The 16,713-nt window shown below is 43.8% G+C and carries 18 protein-coding genes and 3 pseudogenes; 8 read left to right on the top strand and 13 right to left on the bottom strand.

Annotated elements, in window-relative coordinates:
* Positions 1–244: pseudogene (locus NBH15_RS29595) on the top strand (Fic family protein); the annotation flags it as partial.
* 56 nt (positions 245–300) lie between these two features.
* On the opposite strand, the pseudogene NBH15_RS29590 reads toward NBH15_RS29595, so the two are convergent.
* From NBH15_RS29590 to tnpA, 3 genes and pseudogenes are all read right to left on the bottom strand, one after another.
* A pseudogene (locus NBH15_RS29590) lies at positions 301–435 on the bottom strand (hypothetical protein); the annotation flags it as partial.
* A 260-nt stretch (positions 436–695) separates the two neighbouring features.
* Positions 696–1,040: an IS66 family insertion sequence element accessory protein TnpB gene (gene tnpB / locus NBH15_RS27725; RefSeq protein ID WP_234201988.1), complete on the bottom strand. Its 345-nt coding sequence runs from the start codon at positions 1,038–1,040 to the stop codon at positions 696–698.
* Between the two features lie 4 nt (positions 1,041–1,044).
* Positions 1,045–1,479 carry an IS66 family insertion sequence element accessory protein TnpA gene (gene tnpA / locus NBH15_RS27720; protein ID WP_117922931.1) on the bottom strand — a complete coding sequence of 145 codons (435 nt, stop codon included), beginning with the start codon at positions 1,477–1,479 and terminating at the stop codon, positions 1,045–1,047.
* 557 nt (positions 1,480–2,036) lie between these two features.
* Between tnpA and NBH15_RS27715 the strand changes: the two genes are divergently transcribed.
* A complete protein-coding gene (locus NBH15_RS27715) occupies positions 2,037–2,912 on the top strand; it encodes an Abi family protein (protein ID WP_074784316.1) in 876 nt (291 codons plus the stop codon).
* A gap of 419 nt (positions 2,913–3,331) precedes the next feature.
* Here the strand turns inward: NBH15_RS27715 and NBH15_RS27710 are convergent, their stop codons facing one another.
* From NBH15_RS27710 to mobA, 6 genes are all read right to left on the bottom strand, one after another.
* Positions 3,332–3,808: a hypothetical protein gene (locus NBH15_RS27710; RefSeq protein ID WP_250824079.1), complete on the bottom strand. Its 477-nt coding sequence runs from the start codon at positions 3,806–3,808 to the stop codon at positions 3,332–3,334.
* Between the two features lie 12 nt (positions 3,809–3,820).
* Positions 3,821–4,072 carry a DUF6926 domain-containing protein gene (locus NBH15_RS27705; protein WP_081356603.1) on the bottom strand — a complete coding sequence of 84 codons (252 nt, stop codon included), beginning with the start codon at positions 4,070–4,072 and terminating at the stop codon, positions 3,821–3,823.
* Between the two features lie 11 nt (positions 4,073–4,083).
* A complete protein-coding gene (locus NBH15_RS27700; protein WP_074784331.1) occupies positions 4,084–4,341 on the bottom strand; it encodes a hypothetical protein in 258 nt (85 codons plus the stop codon).
* A 235-nt stretch (positions 4,342–4,576) separates the two neighbouring features.
* Positions 4,577–6,604: a conjugal transfer protein MobC gene (gene mobC, locus NBH15_RS27695; RefSeq protein ID WP_074784322.1), complete on the bottom strand. Its 2,028-nt coding sequence runs from the start codon at positions 6,602–6,604 to the stop codon at positions 4,577–4,579.
* A gap of 34 nt (positions 6,605–6,638) precedes the next feature.
* On the bottom strand, positions 6,639–7,892 hold the full coding sequence (gene mobB, locus NBH15_RS27690; RefSeq protein ID WP_117811710.1) for a conjugal transfer protein MobB: 1,254 nt from the start codon (positions 7,890–7,892) through the stop codon (positions 6,639–6,641).
* The gene (gene mobA / locus NBH15_RS27685; RefSeq protein WP_074784334.1) at positions 7,882–8,352 is read right to left on the bottom strand and encodes a conjugal transfer protein MobA; all 471 of its coding nucleotides are present in this window, start codon (positions 8,350–8,352) and stop codon (positions 7,882–7,884) included. Before mobA ends, mobB begins: the two co-directional genes overlap by 11 nt.
* Before the next feature lie 609 nt (positions 8,353–8,961).
* Here mobA and NBH15_RS27680 point away from each other — a divergent pair.
* Genes NBH15_RS27680 through NBH15_RS27665 form a run of 4 tightly spaced genes read left to right on the top strand, consistent with a single transcriptional unit; the run spans position 8,962 to position 11,201 of the window.
* Entirely contained in the window at positions 8,962–9,714 is a 753-nt protein-coding gene (locus NBH15_RS27680; RefSeq protein WP_005832182.1) for a ParA family protein, read from the top strand.
* Between the two features lie 7 nt (positions 9,715–9,721).
* Complete coding sequence (locus NBH15_RS27675; RefSeq protein ID WP_005832181.1) at positions 9,722–10,141, top strand: DUF3408 domain-containing protein; 420 nt, start codon at positions 9,722–9,724, stop codon at positions 10,139–10,141.
* A 2-nt stretch (positions 10,142–10,143) separates the two neighbouring features.
* The gene (locus tag NBH15_RS27670; RefSeq protein WP_005832180.1) at positions 10,144–10,932 is read left to right on the top strand and encodes a DUF4122 family protein; all 789 of its coding nucleotides are present in this window, start codon (positions 10,144–10,146) and stop codon (positions 10,930–10,932) included.
* Positions 10,933–10,934: 2 nt separating this feature from the next.
* A complete protein-coding gene (locus tag NBH15_RS27665) occupies positions 10,935–11,201 on the top strand; it encodes a hypothetical protein (RefSeq protein WP_005832178.1) in 267 nt (88 codons plus the stop codon).
* Positions 11,202–11,273: 72 nt separating this feature from the next.
* Here NBH15_RS27665 and NBH15_RS27660 read toward each other — a convergent pair whose 3' ends face one another.
* From NBH15_RS27660 to NBH15_RS27650, 3 genes are read right to left on the bottom strand one after another with little or no spacing between them, the layout of a single operon-like run.
* Positions 11,274–12,068 (bottom strand): TIGR02391 family protein, encoded by a 795-nt coding sequence (locus NBH15_RS27660; protein WP_034522585.1) that lies wholly within the window; start codon positions 12,066–12,068, stop codon positions 11,274–11,276.
* A 24-nt stretch (positions 12,069–12,092) separates the two neighbouring features.
* Positions 12,093–13,616: an RNA-directed DNA polymerase gene (locus NBH15_RS27655; RefSeq protein ID WP_005832174.1), complete on the bottom strand. Its 1,524-nt coding sequence runs from the start codon at positions 13,614–13,616 to the stop codon at positions 12,093–12,095.
* 58 nt (positions 13,617–13,674) lie between these two features.
* Positions 13,675–14,931 (bottom strand): ATP-binding protein, encoded by a 1,257-nt coding sequence (locus NBH15_RS27650; RefSeq protein ID WP_005832172.1) that lies wholly within the window; start codon positions 14,929–14,931, stop codon positions 13,675–13,677.
* Between the two features lie 193 nt (positions 14,932–15,124).
* Between NBH15_RS27650 and NBH15_RS27645 the strand changes: the two genes are divergently transcribed.
* Complete coding sequence (locus tag NBH15_RS27645) at positions 15,125–15,454, top strand: hypothetical protein (RefSeq protein WP_034522578.1); 330 nt, start codon at positions 15,125–15,127, stop codon at positions 15,452–15,454.
* Positions 15,455–15,536: 82 nt separating this feature from the next.
* On the opposite strand, the gene NBH15_RS27640 is transcribed toward NBH15_RS27645, so the two are convergent.
* Positions 15,537–16,052 carry an SLOG family protein gene (locus NBH15_RS27640; protein ID WP_005832151.1) on the bottom strand — a complete coding sequence of 172 codons (516 nt, stop codon included), beginning with the start codon at positions 16,050–16,052 and terminating at the stop codon, positions 15,537–15,539.
* Between the two features lie 412 nt (positions 16,053–16,464).
* Here NBH15_RS27640 and NBH15_RS27635 point away from each other — a divergent pair.
* Positions 16,465–16,587, top strand: a pseudogene (locus tag NBH15_RS27635) (DUF4134 family protein); the annotation flags it as partial.
* Positions 16,588–16,713: the final 126 nt, after the last annotated feature.

Raw genomic sequence — 16,713 nt, 5'->3', positions numbered from 1 at the left:
TGTCGTCCTGCAAGGGACGGCCGAGATAGGGAGGACGCATTTAACCCGGCTGTTGGATAACGGCTGGTTGCAGGAAGTAATGAAAGGCTGGTATATTGCGGCCAGGCCGGGAACAGAGGGGGACACGACGGTCTGGTACACCTCATTCTGGTATTTTATTGCGAAATATGCGGCCGTCCGGCTGGGGGAACAATGGTGCTTGACGGCCGACCAGTCGCTGGATCTGTATTCGGGGAAAGTTACAACCGGAAGGTTATCCATGACGACCCGGTTACGGCGTGGCGTTTTATTGGCGGCCCGGGACTTGGGGACGGTAATCTGTTCAGCCGCCCTGCTCCGGGCCTCTTCGATTTCCGCCTCTATCCGTTCCAGGTCGCCATAGTCAAAAGGGAGCTTCGGGTCTCCGTTATCGACAGGCTTGCATTTCTCACTCATCTTTCCGAACACCTTCCTCTTCAGCCATGCCAGGGAGGCGTTCAGCTCAACTATCGTACCCCGGAGCTCTTCTATGGTCCTTGCCTGGGCCGAGATGATCTCACTCTGTTTACGGTTGATATCCTGCAGCTGTTCCATTGAGGATTCCACAGCTTGTCCGGTTGCATCTTCTTTTGCCATTCAATATCTTTTTTTGATGATATAAAGATAGCGAAAAGCTATAAGAAAAACAAGCCTTCAAGCTGTTTGTTTACAACTGTTTACCAATGCTTTTTCAAATTGGAAAGCCGTCTTTGCCTGCCTTTGCTGACATCTTCATTGATGCCTTCCACCATAACGACCAGGTCACTCCAGGTCATGGGGTAAGAACGGGTGGCAGGATCATAGGCGGGTATCTTGAAGGTGCCTTCTTCAAGCAGTTTCTCGTAAAGGACCAGACCGCCCGGTTCGGCATGGAGCAATTTTAGCTTGGTCCGGAAACGGTTGTAGAAAATGAATACGTCCCCACTTCTGATGTCGCCTCCCATCCTCTCATGCACAAGGCCGCAAAGAGTGAACATACCTTTCCTCATGTCCGTATAACCGGGGCATAGGAAATATCTCATGCTGTCATTTAGGCAGAACATTGGCATTATATATTTTAGAGATCAGATTCAGGGCAGCTTCACAGCCGGAAGACCCTTTAAACTTCAACTTCAATCCGTTGGGTAATTCCAAGGATATTTCAGAGCTGTCCTTTCCTTTCAAGGGAGAGGGGACGCTAGGCTGGGGAGATGGCAGGGGAGTCTCGTGAGATATACCGGGGGATGGCGTGTCGCCATTGATTACTATGGGGACAAAGCTGTCTTTAACCCCTAAGCGGGAGGCTTCTGCCAATAACTCCCGCTCCGTTATACCGTATTTTTGTTTCCAAAGATAGAATCTACTACGGCTATAACCTTCATTCTCACAAAAATCAGCAATGGACAAACCACTCTGCTGCTGACGGAAAAGAACGGAGATAAATTTTTCTCTGCTCATCATGTGTTTACGTCGCTGCATCATAGGATATTATTTTTTTGTAGCAAAAGTAAGGAGGGAAAATGAACTGTAGAAGATGTACTTACTCAGGCGCTTACAATTATGCAGAGTTGGGAGCGAGCTGCTTTTGTCCCCCTTGATGTGTCCTTTTGTGACAGGAAGCGGAATTCTGTTTACGGGAATAACCGGATGGCGTAATCCATTGGGACGGCATACGTGAGCATGGTTCTCCCGCCGGATTCTTTTTTATTTTGACCTGTATCTATGCGTCGTAGGTCGCTTCGCTTGCTAAGTCCCAGTACTTTCCCCAACTCGGACGGCAATACCGGAGCGTTTTTTCGGGCGGAAAATTACCGCAGGGAATTTTGTGTCCCGAAAACCGAAGGCTTGAACGTGGAGGTATTCGCCCTCCGAGTTAACTTCTCTGAAGGGACTTGTCAAGTGAAGCGTGGCTTATGGCGTAATTTTATGGAAGAATATGGATTAAAGCCTGTTATAAGATATGTTTTTATAAATCAATGCATACAGAAGGTGCTTGTTCCATATAAAAAAAGTAACTTTGTCTTTTAATTAAGACCAAAATGAAGAAAGCATATACGATAGAACAGCAAATCGCCAGACTGAAATCAAACGGTATGACGTTTGACAATGAGGAGAAAGCAAAAGAAATTCTCCTTGATGTCGGTTATTACCGGCTTGGATTCTATTCTTTTCCATACGAAATAAAATTCCCATGTCTGGAACACCGTGACCATAAACTAAAGCCGGGTACAACATTCAAGAGTGTCTATGATCTTTATGAATTTGATACCAGACTCCGAAGAATACTGCTTAATGCCCTTGACCGTATCGAGGTCAATATCCGTACAAAACTTATCTATAATATATCGCTCCGGTATATTGATGACCCCTGTTGGTTTGTCAACCGCAAGTATGTAACTTCCAAATTTGTGAATGACTTTGAGGAACAGGTTTATTCCGCCTTGCGTAAAAATCCCATAATACAGCACCATCATGCAAACCATTCCGGAATATATGCTCCTGCATGGAAGACCATAGAGTTCATGACAATCGGTAATATCATAACATTATATGATTCATTGAAAGAACCGGAAGCAAAAGATCTGGTTGCCAATGCATATGGTTGTTCAAGAGGTGTTTTTTTCAATTATCTGGAAACCATCCGAGTCCTTCGCAACAAGTGTGCTCACGGGGGATGCATTTACCGTATGGATTTCCCAAAAGGCATCAAACGCTTGCCTGCTGACATTTCTGCTGATTGCAGACACAATATCAAAGGTAGCATAGATGTTGTAAGATATATGCTGGGGTGTATCTCTCAAAACCGGAAAACGGATTTGGAAAACGAGATTTATAATCTTGTCAGTTCCATTCAGACGACTGAGGCCAAGAACGTCATAGCACAAACCTCCAAACTTCACGGCTCTTTCATTTAAACTCGGAACAAACTGATAACCACTGATTATGTTGATTTTACATCAACAGAGACAGATGGCATTTAGTCTATGTTGTGTCAATAGCGACGTTTGGCTGCTCCTAAATGCCTATCAGCCACAGACATTGAAATTTCAAAGCATTTTTAAATGAAAGAGCCGTGTCCAAACTTGAATATTGAAGCCATATTATTTGGCGGCATAAAAAATAATACTTACCTTTGCAACACTGAAAGTGCCCGTGCGAGCATAGTCGTCGCATCTGCACTATAAAAAGGAAGTAGAGAAGTCCCGGTCATTACGATTGGGATTTCTTGTTTTTTATAGCTATGTATATTCCGAATAGAGTCTATATAGAATAAGGAAAAGGACTAACAGAGCTTATAATTATCAGTACTTTAAAACCTTATTCTATATAATGCCTAATCTTCATACACTCCGAAGCCGAAATATCCGGCTATGACAAAATCTTCCCCGCTTTTGTCAGCAAGCGACAGCAGGCTGTCCAAAGTATCGCAGTAGAAAAAGATTTCATCATCCATTTCCGTATCGAAGTCCAGGGCGATTCTTGTCTCCAGCGTCTCCAAAGTGTCATTCCAGCGTATGGCACATTCGAGAAAATGCGGTTCATGTCCCTTTTCAGTACGGTATTCCTGATTTTTTTCACGGATTTCCTTCTTGATTTCCTCCGGCTTCTTCCAGGAACTGTCGTCCACGATTTCAAGACTCAGCCCCTCGACAAGCAGGCAAGTGCCTTTGTCATATACCATCAGGGTACGTTTTCCCATATATTTTTTTCTCAAGTTTTCCCAATCGGGAATGTCCCATCGTTCGGTAGTCCATACTCCCCGGTAATTTTCGGGAACAGCGAGGTATTCGCTCTGTGTCATTCTTTTCATCTTTCCGTGTATTTATGGTGAAACAAAAAGAACCTTGCAGGTCTTGCAAGGCTCTCCAAATGCTGGATAGCGGTCAAACTCGTTGCAGGCGTTCCAGTCCACGCTCATTGTGTATCCTTTCGGGAAATGTGTGCCGACAAATTTTTCAATCATAGCCCGTTCCTCTTCGTTCAGGCTGCCGTCCTCTTCCGTTCCGTATTCCAGGGCATATATGGCCCATTCGGGAATGTTGTCCCATTCCGTCTTTTTCATGTGCGCTGCCATAACTTACCGTTTTATGCGGCGGAAAGCCTACAGATTATCTCCTGAAGTTCCTGTTCCCATTTTCTATCAACATTGCCGAAGGATGGATAGGTAAGCTGGTACCAGTTGTGGTAGTCGAAGAGTTTCATCCTCAGCGGATAGTAGTCGAACATTTTCCTGCCGTCCCTGAAGATGCGGATATGGTTTGTACCTACGTTCATGGACTGTAGTCCGTGTCCGTTTAGAATCTCATGGAATCTTTCCATCGGAGTGAAGTTGCTTCTGCTCATATCTTTCATTTTTTTGAGTTAGACATCTGCGGCTTGTCAAGCCGGTATTTTATTTCTTGCCTGCCTTTCTGTCCCGTGCCGGATTGCACAAGGCTTTGCGAAAAAATACCGGAGCCCCCGGGCGAGGATGATTTTTTCAGCAAACCACGGAGGGGCCCGGCCTTGCACAATCCAGCGGGCACGGGACGACCTTTGCAGGCGGAAATAAAACAGCGGTCTCCCTTTTTCTCTATTTTCAGTCATTGTTTTCTTCTCCCTCCTGCTGCGGGATGAGGTATCTCAGCTCCGGATCATTTTTTATTCTTTCCATCTCTTCTTCTATTATCTGCAACACGTCCGCCTTTATCTGCGAGTAGTTGCGGTCAATCTGCTGCTGCATGATATCGTTTCCGTCCGCGTCCCTGAACTCGTTGATGACAGGAATTTTCTTGTAGGCTTTCATTTCTTCCGATACCTTTGCGCTGTCCACGATGATGCGGGCATGGAAAATTTTCTGGTCTATCTCTTCTCCGAAATTGTCTGCCACGCTGCCAACGAATGTACCTTGCGAAAGATTGGCTATCTTGGAGGCGGGTATCAGGGAATCAAGCTGCGTGTTGATGGAAGTCGAAGTATCCTGACGGTTGATGGATATGGACTGCCGCTGCTGGAGTATCTTGCCGAACCGTTCCGACAGTGATTTTGCCGTTTCTCCTACAACTTGCCCGCTGAAGATATTGCCCACTGTATTTTGGATTACCTTTGCCTCCTTGTCTCCGTAGTCGCGTGCAAGCTGCGAGAAGTCCTGGAAGCCGAGACAGACGGCCACCTTGTTGCTTCGGGCGGTCGCAATCAGGTTGTCGATACCACGGAAATAGATGGTCGGAAGCTCGTCAATGATGATGGAACTTTTCAGTTGTCCTTTCTTGTTTACCAATTTGACGATGCGCGAATTGTACAGGCCGAGAGCCGCCGAATAGATATTCTGTCTGTCCGGATTATTGCCCACGCAGAGGATTTTTGGATGTTCGGGATTGTTCAGATCCAAAGTAAAATCATCCCCTGTCATCACCCAGTAAAGCTGTGGCGAGATCATTCGCGAAAGCGGAATTTTCGCACTTGCTATCTGGCCCTGGAGCTGGTCTTGAGCTCCGCCTTGCCATGCATCCATAAAGGGGGAAAGATAGTTTTCGAGGGACGGATAAGAGGTAAGAATCGTGAAGATATCGGCATATGGCTTGTTAAGAAATTCAATTGCATGAGGGAACGTGCAATACTTTCCGTCCTTGTAAATCCGCAAATACCAGATGATTGCGGCAAGCAGGATAATCGGTGACTCCACGAAAAAATCACCCTGTTTCTGTATCCAGGTCTTGTTCAAATTGAGCATTATGGTATAGGCACTTTCGTAGGCATCGCTGATGTCTGCCATGAATCTCGGATTGATGGGATTGCAGCGGTGGCTGCGTCTGGGGTCGTCAAAATTGATGACGTAGAATTCCGGCTTGACCTTGTAATGTTGTCTGTGCTTGAGCAGATGGTTGTAGGCTATCTCCGAGAGGTCCGGAAATTTGTAGTCGTAGATATACATGGCAAAGGATTTCTCGATCTGCTGTTTGATGTAGTTGTTCACCACGGCATAGCTCTTTCCGGAGCCGGGTGTTCCCAGTACGATAGAGGCTCGGAACGGGTTCACGATGTTGATCCAGCCGTCCCATTCCTTACCCTGATAGACAAATTTCGTGGGCAGGTTTACGGAATACTCGTTTTCCATAAGCCTTGTTTCCTGCATGAAACTTTCGTTGGCGGTGTTGAATACGTCTTCCATAAGGTTGTGCTTCAGCATACGGCTGATCCATATTCCCGACATAAGCAGGAGAATGTAGCCCGTGGTAAGCGTCAGCGTATATACGGTAGCATTCACTGTCGTACTGAACGGCAGGTCAAGCATCCACCAGTTCATGAAGAACAAGACAATGCCGCCGAGGAAGGCGGCGTATATTTTCCGCCACGTCATCTTCTGGTTCTTGACACCTTTCGTACCCAGACACGAAAGTCCCAGAAATATGAAGGCGAACACTTTCGTCACGAGCAGGTTGCTGAACAGTCCTGCCGTCTTCTGGAAGTTCAGCAGAATCCTGTCCACGACTCCAATGTTGATGCCCATATCCACGAATGCGCTGTAGCAGAACCAGTAGACATGGATTACAATAAACACGATGGAAATGGCACGCATGAACTCCATGACCTTGGCCAGTCCTCTCAAATCATCTTCTTGTTGCATAACTGTAAAAATTTTGATGGTTGGTAATTGACAATCAGGATATGCCGCGTGAACGGCGTTTCTTCTTTTTTTTGCGTTGCAGTCTGCGGGCGAGTGCCTCCTCCTGCGGGTCCGGTCCGTTGATGTCGGGACTGAATATTCCGAAAGTCTGCTCGATGGCGCTTTCCATGTTGTCGGAAAGGCTCTCCCGTGTGGAGGTATATTGTCCGGGGAATTCCGGCTCCGGAAATTCCTGCGGCCTGTTAAAAAGCTGTTCGAAGGCGTTGGCGGAAAACTCCTTGCCCAGACGGGAACCGTTATATACCTCACGGTTCCTGTGGTCTATGAAGGTCACGCCGTAGATGCGGCCTTCCTCGTTTTCCCTGAACACCACATCAATGCCCTTTTCCCCGAGCAGCCGGATGAAATCTTCCCGGTTTCCACGGCAGCCGTGCATGGCCAGCGTGACGGCATCATGGATTTTCGGCTGCCACTTCCGGTTTCTGAAGTCACGGACATTGACGGCAATCCTTTTTTCTATCCCTTCGTAGCCGAAGCGCTTGCCGATGAGCGAAGACTTGATGGGCGTACATACCGGCATGCCCGCATCGTCCGTCAGGGTATATACGATGCCGTTGTAAGGTGAGCCTTCAAATTCTCCCCGAACCTGTTTGGCCTCGATGTTGAAGCATGAGAGCATGGCACTGAACTCCCCGAATGTCTGGAAGCGGTAGGCGGTGAAAATGCTCTTTAGGATATTGCCGACCTGACGTTTTACGCCCCCGTCCCGGTAGTCCGCCTTCTTGAGATACGGTTCCAGCAGTTCGTTCCGCTTGTCGGCCACAGGCTTGAGCCCGAATCTGTTTTCCAGTTCCCGGCAGGCTTTCATCGAACGGTTCCATTCGTATGCGTCACTGATTTTTTCGCCGTTCTCCTTCACGCAGGTGGAGACAATATGGACATGCCTGCGGTCGATGTCCTCGTGCAGATAGACGATGTAGGGCTGGTCGCCGTAGCCCATCTTCTGCATATACTCGCGTGCCAGTTCTGCGAACTGCCCGTCCGTGAGGCGGTCGTCCACCGATGGGTTCAGGGAGATATGCAGTACCGGCTTCTCCGTGTTCCTGTTGGCGGCGAGATAGCTCTCGAAAGCCCACAGCGTCTGCTGCATGACATTGTGGGGATTTCCGGTGAGGTCGGTAATCATGCGGTTGCCCGCGATGATACGGGCGGTTGCCTCGTCCACTTTACGCTGGTTGTAGATGACCGCCCCGTAGAGCGATACACCCCTGTTGATCTTAGCCACCATTCTGCTGTTCCTCCTTCTTTCTTTTTATAAGGTATTCCTCCTCGAACTCCCGTGTAAGCATGATGATCCGCTTGCTCAGCACCACCAGGTCGATGGTAGCCTTCTCCAGATTACGGAGCAGGGCGAACGCCCGTTTCTCGCCGAAATTGGACTTGACTGCCTTCACTGTCTGGTTGTAGTTGTTGCCGATGGCCTGAAACTGGTGATAGAAATTTGTAAGTCTGATGTAGTAGTCCATCGCAGCCTTGTCGATTCTGACGACCTTCATTTCACGTCCGAAAATCATCGCTTTGATGAACTTGGAATGCTGTTTCAGTCCAGATTTCTGGAACAGGATTTCAAAGTGGCCGTTCTCTTCCGAGTTCAGCCGTACCACATAGCGGTGTACCGCCGGGTCTGTTTTCGGCTTCCGTCCCGCACCTTTTCTTGTCTTTCTTTTACTGTTTTCTTCCATACGCATTGAGATTTTCTGTTCTGTTTCTTCCGTCATGGATTTCCGACTTTGGAGGAAATCCCTCCCGAGCCTTCAGGCGAGCGGCAAGTTTGTTTTGAGTGCCCGAATTTATTTCGGGTGCCTCAAAACACAACTTGCTATTACCGCTTGGTAATGAATTTTCCTTCGTCAAATTAAATTTTGACCTTCAGCCTCATTCTTCGGCTTCGGGAAACCTCCGCAGCGGTATCCGTTCCGTTGTCGGTGCAAAGTTATGGCGGTTTATCCTGTTGTAAAATAGCGGGTTATATGTAACGTGATGACATATGGTGACACAGGTCGTCACCTCCCTTGAAACATAGTGATGATATGAAAAAATACCTTTTTATTTGCAACATAAACGGTAAAACAAACCAATAGTCAAGTAACTGTCCGTTGTATTGCTGGTTAGCGAAAACACTTGTTGCAACAGGTGGGCAGTGATTGTTTACTTGCTTTGTTAGGGCAGATAACTATCGGTTGGTCGGTTTGCCGGTTGGTGAGCACAAAGTAACCATATCACTAACAAACCTTGTCACAAAGTAAACAACAGACAAGTAAAACAATAGTGTAATAAACCATTAAAAAAGTTCAGTTATGAAGAAGAATCCGTTATTCGTTGCGGTCAGCAACCAGAAAGGTGGGGTCGGCAAAAGTACCATGCTGGTAACGCTTGCCAGTCTCCTGAATTATTCGATGGATAAGAGTGTGGCCATCGTTGATTGTGACTCCACCCAGCGCAGCCTGTTCAATCTGAGGGAACGGGACATGGAGATGGTGGAGAAGAACAAGAAGTACATGGTGCTGTTGGAAGAGCAGAGGCTTAGGGGGTGCAGGATTTATCCTATCAGGCAGGCAAAGCCGGAGAATGCACGCCAGGTGGCCGGAGAGTTGGCGGCAAAAGCAGATTTTGATATCGTTTTCATAGATTTGCCAGGGTCTATGGACATATCCGGTGTGTTGCAGACCATTTTCAATGTGGATTATGTATTGACCCCCATTGCCGCTGACAATTTCGTTATGGACAGCAGTTTTGTCTTTGCCAAAAGCGTCATGAAGTTTTTGGAAAACCGGAAGAATATTCCTTTGAAAGACGTGTTCCTGTTCTGGACCAAGGTAAAGAAAAGAAGCAATACTGAAGTGCTTGACAACTATATGGCACTGATGAAGAAACAGGGGCTGAAAATTCTGGATTCAGCCATTCCGGACCTCTGCCGTTATGACAAGGAACTCTCATCCCGGACCCGCACCTATTTCCGCTGTTCACTCCTTCCACCGCCGGCAGGACAACTTAAAGGCAGCGGATTGCAGGAACTGGCAAATGAACTGATTGTAAAATTTAACCTGTAATTGAGGTATGGCAAAGAATATAGTAAAAGTAAATGAAGAGGAAATCAGGGGGTATATGGTCGGTAACATTCCTGATGCCATTGAGAAAGAGGATGTCATCGTGGTAGAAGTTCCAGCAGAGGAAACCGATAAAAGGCCGGATAAGGAAAAGGAAACAGCCTCGGAAAATCCCGAACCTCACCCAAAGCGTAAAAGTGAAAGCGGTTTCCGTCAGAAGTATCTGGTGAATACCCCCATGCCCGGACGTATCCAGGTGTACCTGAACCGCAAGCTGTACGACGAGATAAAGAATTATCTCAATGTGATAGCTCCCGAAGTAAGTATCGCGAGCTATATCAGTAACATCATAGCCGAGCATATAGAACTCAACATCGAGGAAATCACCCGAATGTATAAAGACCGTTTTTCACCCCCTAAAATTCAATAGTCATGGAAACAACATTAATTTATTTTTCAGTAAAAGCCATGTCGGCAACCTATATATTATATAAGGTATGGATGTTTATATTCAGTCCGAAAGTTTATAAATTCTGGGACAATCAGCTTCGTTATATGCGTATGGCACGTATCCGGTTATGGAAATCACGTAAAAAACGAATGGTGGAAAAAGCAAGGAAAGCCCGGTATAGGGCAAGACTGGACAAGGCTGAAGCATGGATCGCACAAGCGGAGAACGATATCCTAAAAGTCGGGCATGAAAAGAAAACCGAAACGCAGCCGAATCCCCTGGACGAGTACAATGAAGTAATCGGCAAGACGAAGATAGTCTATCTTGAAGACCCGGAAGTGGCGAGAAAAACTCCCACACGTTCTGAACCTATGAAAAAGGAACCCATAGAGGAGGATAAGGATATAAATACGGATGACGTGATTGATGACTTTACTCCCAAAAAAGGACTGACTGAATCAGAAAAACGGGAACTCATGTCAAATGACGGGTGCGTTCCTGACCCGGATTTTTCAAGGGCATTGACTTTTGAAGAACTGAACAATGTCGCTGATGTGCTTATTTCGGGAACGGATGACAGAAAGAAAATCCGAAATGCTGCCGAAACCCTGTACCAACTTCAGGATACAGACCTGTTCAGTTTTTTTTCAACCGAACTGAGTACTCAAAGCCAATTGGAAAAACTGCTCAAAGAAAATATGCCAAATGGAAAAGAGACATCAAAACAGTCTTTGGAACAGATTGGAATTGATTGGAATAAATACATGTAAATATGGAATCGAATATGAAGGACAAAAAACAACAAGCAGTACCGCAGTCAGAAGCAGAATCTTTTGGCATAAAAAGAAATCCTGCAGTTCGTGCCCCACGCATCTGTCTATCTGAAGAAGAAGTCATCAGAATTATGCGGAATGAAGACGCTATCAAAAAGAAGATAGGAAATCTTATTGATAGTATGCTTTGTGATGACTCGCAAATTTCAGAAATGGATAATACAAAAAATAAGACAGAGGCATTCGATATAGATGAATTCGTTTAATTGTTTCTTTTTGCTGTCATAGTTTCAGAAGGCATGTCGATGTGATATCGGCCTGCCTTTGATTTTTAAGTATTATTCAACTCTTTTGGCATTATCTAATCTCCTATGACAGTAAGAAATCAAAGACAAAATTTCTAAAGCATCTTGTTCACTCACTGGCCACTCAATTTTTGGTTGATGAGCTTCTGGATTCCTAAACATATTGCACAAACCTTCTAAGATTGCCTCGAAACCTTTCTGTTCATCTTTTTCCTGTTTGGATTTATACGAATTGATTACCAATATAGGATGATTAAACACATATTCCACTAACCGTATTCCATCAGTATTAATTAATGACAGTTGCCGTATTCTTGCAAATAACCCTTTGCAAGCTTCAAATACAGCATGAAAGTAGTTCTTATCAACTAGTTCTGTTGTGCAATATTTGAATATTTCTTGATGTGCATTCCTCATCTGAAGATTTACTAAAAGGTCATTTGCACGTTGTTGGGCTTCACTAATAGTTTTTGCAGTAGTAACGACCCTAAAACGGCCGTTTGATTGTAATTCATAACCTACATAAGATAGGCATTCATTAATCGCCTTTCTTTTTGTCTCAAAAATTTGATTATCTGTAAAACGCGCAGGGTTCAATACAATTTGGATGAATCTCAATATTTTGTTTGAACATTTATCAAAGTTCTGAACGGATGCAAGTGCACTGTAAAGCCTTTTCCATTTCGTTATTTCAGGAGTCACATCTTTAATATTACACTGCTGAAGGAAATAAGATATTTCAGATCCAGTAAGTCCATTCGATGTATCTCCTAGTATTTTTGAAATACGTTCCAATATACCTTGGTTTAAGCAATATCTTAGTTCCATAACTGTCAATATATATAAGTGTTATCAATAAATGTTGAACAAACTAATTTCATCAATGTCTATTACTGGAGTGTAACTATCCCTTACCCATTCAGTGCAAATTTTATATTGAGGAAACGCACCCTTATAAGGTTCATCTACCCAATCATTATTCCATAAATTAACGCCAGTCTCACCATTTACGATTTTACATATATTTTCAGTATATGTAACAGGGTGAGGCAAATTAAATGCTATACGTTGAATCCATATTTGAATTTCGCCAATATTCGGAAACCTCTGAAACTTCGCATAAACATTATTAACAATTCGCTCTCTTTCATCTGTCGAAGGAATTTTACTAAGGAGTTTACTGATGATAGAAAGAATTACCTTGTACGTTTTCGGACTATATAGTGCTATTTCTGTGAAAATTGATATCATCACAAGGTAATCGCCACAAATCGCAATTTTTTTGTTCAATCTTTGGGCAAAAGTTGTTAAAAGTTTTATTAGTGTACCGCTGTTTGGATGTTTTTTGGAAAATTGGTATATAAAAAGAGCCTCCTGCTGAAGATTGGACATTGTAGAGTATATCCTTTTCTGCGTTTTCCTATAAATTGGACCTTCTGAAATATATGCTTTCTTATCAGGTTTTATAGAATCACTGATGACATCTTCTGTCAGATATGTCTTTTTCCCATTCAATTGAAAATTGAGTTCTGCAAGAACTTCTTGAAGAAAGAATGCTATTCGTTCTGTATCCTCTTTTGAATTGCAAAAAATACGATAGTCATCTCGGTATCTTACTATATGATAGTTAGATATTCCATTTGTATTTAGTCTTTCGCTAAGTAGCTTATCTGCATACGCAAGTACTATTTCTGCAATAAAGTCAGATAACGTACTTCCCTGAGGTATACCATTTGTTTGACCATATTGCATACCTTGCATATAGTTGTCAATAATATTTCCCAATAGTCCTGACTTATTGCGTTTTTCTTTAGCTTGTTCTTTTCCCATCAATGCCCACGCAATGGTATGAGTATATATAGCACAGTAACAATTCGTAATATCGGTAACAAACATATATCTATAAGACAAAGCTAACTCAAGGCTTCTTTGTTCAACATTTTCCCACCAAGAACTTACTGATGCTGACATATGTGATTTGTCTGTGTCTCCTTTAACTTTAGGAATACTCGCAACTTCTATGTTTGGTACTTTCAGCTCAGCAAAGCGATCTTTTATCTCCTTCCAACTACTCTTATTTGTCATAGCCTTGACAAGCAGATAATAAAGGTATGGATTAATTAACTGAATAGGCCTATATGAATACTGTGCATCCTTCTTGACTAACATCTTATGATTTACGTTTTCATAATCAGAAGGCATTCTCTTAGGATCTTTTAGAATGTCTCTCAATTCTTTATTTCCGACAGAATTTTGGACATATTCTATCACGGGCTTAAAATCTATGTATTTGGGAAACTGCATATTACAATAGTTTTGCGATTCCAAGAAATACTGTCTTGCTTTTATATGCGAAAGTTCAAGAATGGTCTTCATCGACAATATTTTACTATATTTTTCTGATTGACTTTTATTATTGACGACACTTATGTGTTTATATATCTAAACTATCTTCTTTGAGTAAGAAATCAAATAACCCGACTGTGAGAATCCCTTCCTCATTTCGGCGAGGCATAATGTGATCTTTGACAACAATGATTTTCTTGAATGAATCATTGATATTCGTCAACGAACGGGATTCCTGTATTTCTTTCTCTCTATCCGGTATAGACAATGCCGACTGTATATAGTACTTCTTGCTGCCAAGAGTCGCTATAAAATCCACTTCAAGGTGGATGCGAGTCCACTTCCCGTCCTTATCCGGCTTCTTTATCTCCACCATTCCAACATCGACACTATAACCACGGACAATCAATTCATTGTAAATGATGTTTTCCATGATATGCGTTTCCTCTTGTTGGCGCATATCAAGAATGGCATTTCTTAAGCCAATGTCCGTAAAATAATACTTGGAAAGCGTATTGATGTACTTCTTTCCTTTAACGTCGTAACGTACAGCCCTATTCAAGAGGAACGATTCTGACAAGTAGTTCAGATATTTGGAAATAGTTTGACTGCCAATTTTCACATTTTTCAAACTTTTGAAAGTATTCGACAATTTTGTAGGGTTGCATGGAGCACCTATAGATGATGCCATAATGAGAAGTAATTCACGCATTTCATTCTCATTCTTGATTTTGTGCCTCTCGATAATATCTGCCAAATAAACAGTCTCAAATAGATTTTTCAGATAGTTTATCTTCTTTTGTTCGGTTTCAAATGACTGGACAAGAGGTAAACCACCGTAGGTGAAGTATTCGCGCCACGCATCTTGTTTGTCTCCACCTTTAGCCAAATAAAATTCAGAAAAAGACAGAGGATTTACATGAATCGTCTCTCCCCGGCCTCTAAACTCCGTTGGAATATCGGATGACAGGAAATGGGAATTGCTTCCTGTTACATACGTATCGGCATTTTCGATATGGCGGAAACTGTTCAATACATCGACAAATTCATCCATCAGCTGTACCTCATCAATAATGATATAGTAAAGTTCCTTGTCCTTGATTCTGTCGTGAACATAGTGAAGCATCATATCCGGATTCCTTAAATCCTTGTTCATCCGATCTTCAAGGTCAATCCGGATAATGTGATCATCTGCAATTCCATTTTCCAACAAATAGTGGTAGAATAAAACATTCAGCAGGTATGACTTGCCGCATCTGCGGATTCCTGTCACTACCTTGATAAAACCATCTTGACGGCTTTCTATCAGTTGCTGAAGATATCTGTCTCTTTTTATTTCCATCATCACATTAAATTTCTGCCAATATTGGCATTTTTTTACAATACAAAGGTAATGACTATAATCCGTCCATGCAAGGATTATATTATTTTTTTGCCAATATTGGCACTTATATATTATGGACTATAAGATAATGCTGACAAACAAGTATTTAAGAGAAATCAATGCAAAAATTCTATCTTTGCAAAAAAAATGAACGATGGCAATGACAAAAGCGATATTGGAAAAATGGATGGTGGCGCAGAAGCGTCACCGCCTTTCGGACAAGCAGGTACAGATGGCCCGTGAACTGGGTCTGAACCCCGACAAGCTCGGCAAGATAGACAACCACAAGCAGGAGGCATGGAAAGCCCCGCTTCCGCAGTTCATTGAAAGTATCTATTTCAAACGATTCAAGCGTGAAAACCCGGAAACGGTCAAGCCCTTAAAGCAGATTATGGCTGAAATGGAGGTCAAGAAGAAGCAACAGAAAGCGAAGAAGGAGGAACGGAGGAAACAGCGTGCCCTCTCTTCCGGTTCTGAGGAATAGGTAATGTATATATGAAAAGAAGCGAAGTGTGAAGGCCGACCGGCTTTCACACTTCGCTTTTCCATTCCAATACAGACAGCCGCTATTTCATCCTTTCATAAAGATTGATGACCGACTTTCCGCTTTCCAACGCCTTGTTCACCGTGTAGAATGTTCCCCCTTTCGGTACAAGATCCCAATAGGCTATGACTGTATCCGCTTTACGCACCATGTATTCATCCCTGCGAAGGTAGCAGCCCTTGTGGTAATTCTCGGAAACCATGACCACCCGGTCCATCCTTTCCAACAGACGGGCATACAACAGCTGGTCTTCCGCTTCAAACCACAAGGGCTGTTTCCGAAAAGGTACTGCCGCTATGAGCTTGATATCTTCGTATCTCTCCCTGACCTGCAAGACCGCCTCCGCAGCAGTCATATCAAATCCGCTGGCCATCCCGGTGTAGTATTCCTTGTATCCCTGCCCGTACAGTTCTGTTACCACTCCGGTCACAGCTTCCCTGATTTGTGCAAGTATCCGGGAATCGTTTCCGGACCCTTGCAGAATACGTTCCTTACGGTGTCCCGTGAAAGCCACTGTCTGATTGTTTCTTGTTTCCATGTTATCTTCTGTTTTTTGTTTTTACATATATCCATTCAAACCGAACGGTATTTTATTTCCTGAAGGCTTTTCCGCCCCGGTCCGGAATCCCGCAAGGCTTGCCGTGAAAAAATACCGCAAGCGCAGCGAGGATGATTATTTCACGGCAACCAGCCCGCAGGGCCGCCTTGCCGGGTTTCCCGGGACACGGGGCTACCTTTGCCGGAAGAAATGAAATGCCGCTTTCTCCTTATCCCTGTTTTTACTGTTTCATATTGCCGGGAAAACCCTTTTTGAATGCTTGAAAACCCCTTGCCGATGTAACGTGACGTCATAAGGTGTCACAAGTCGTACAGTTTGTAAATCAATGGATTAAGCACTATATATTCGCAGTCGAAATCATTTTTGTCTCACCAATTAAAAGTTTCGACACATGAAAAAAAGATTCTTTTTGGCAGCCATGACGCTGCTGGTTTCAATGGGGGCTTTCGCCCAAGGCAACGGTATCGCCGGTATCTCGGAAGCGACCAACATGGTCACTTCGTATTTCGATCCCGGAGTGTGACACGTAAACTGTGTAAGTGATTGTGCAACTTTAGCTTAGAGAAGCATTGATTGCACCTGCAATTCCGTTTGCAGTAGTCTGAGGGTACGTGCATTATGAGTAATCATTTTGTGCGAA

It is taken from the genome of Parabacteroides caeci (assembly GCF_023656795.1).
GTDB classification, from domain to species: Bacteria; Bacteroidota; Bacteroidia; order Bacteroidales; family Tannerellaceae; genus Parabacteroides; species Parabacteroides segnis.
The sequence above is the reverse complement of the archived record's forward strand: the minus strand, read 5'-3'. Positions and strand labels throughout refer to the sequence as shown.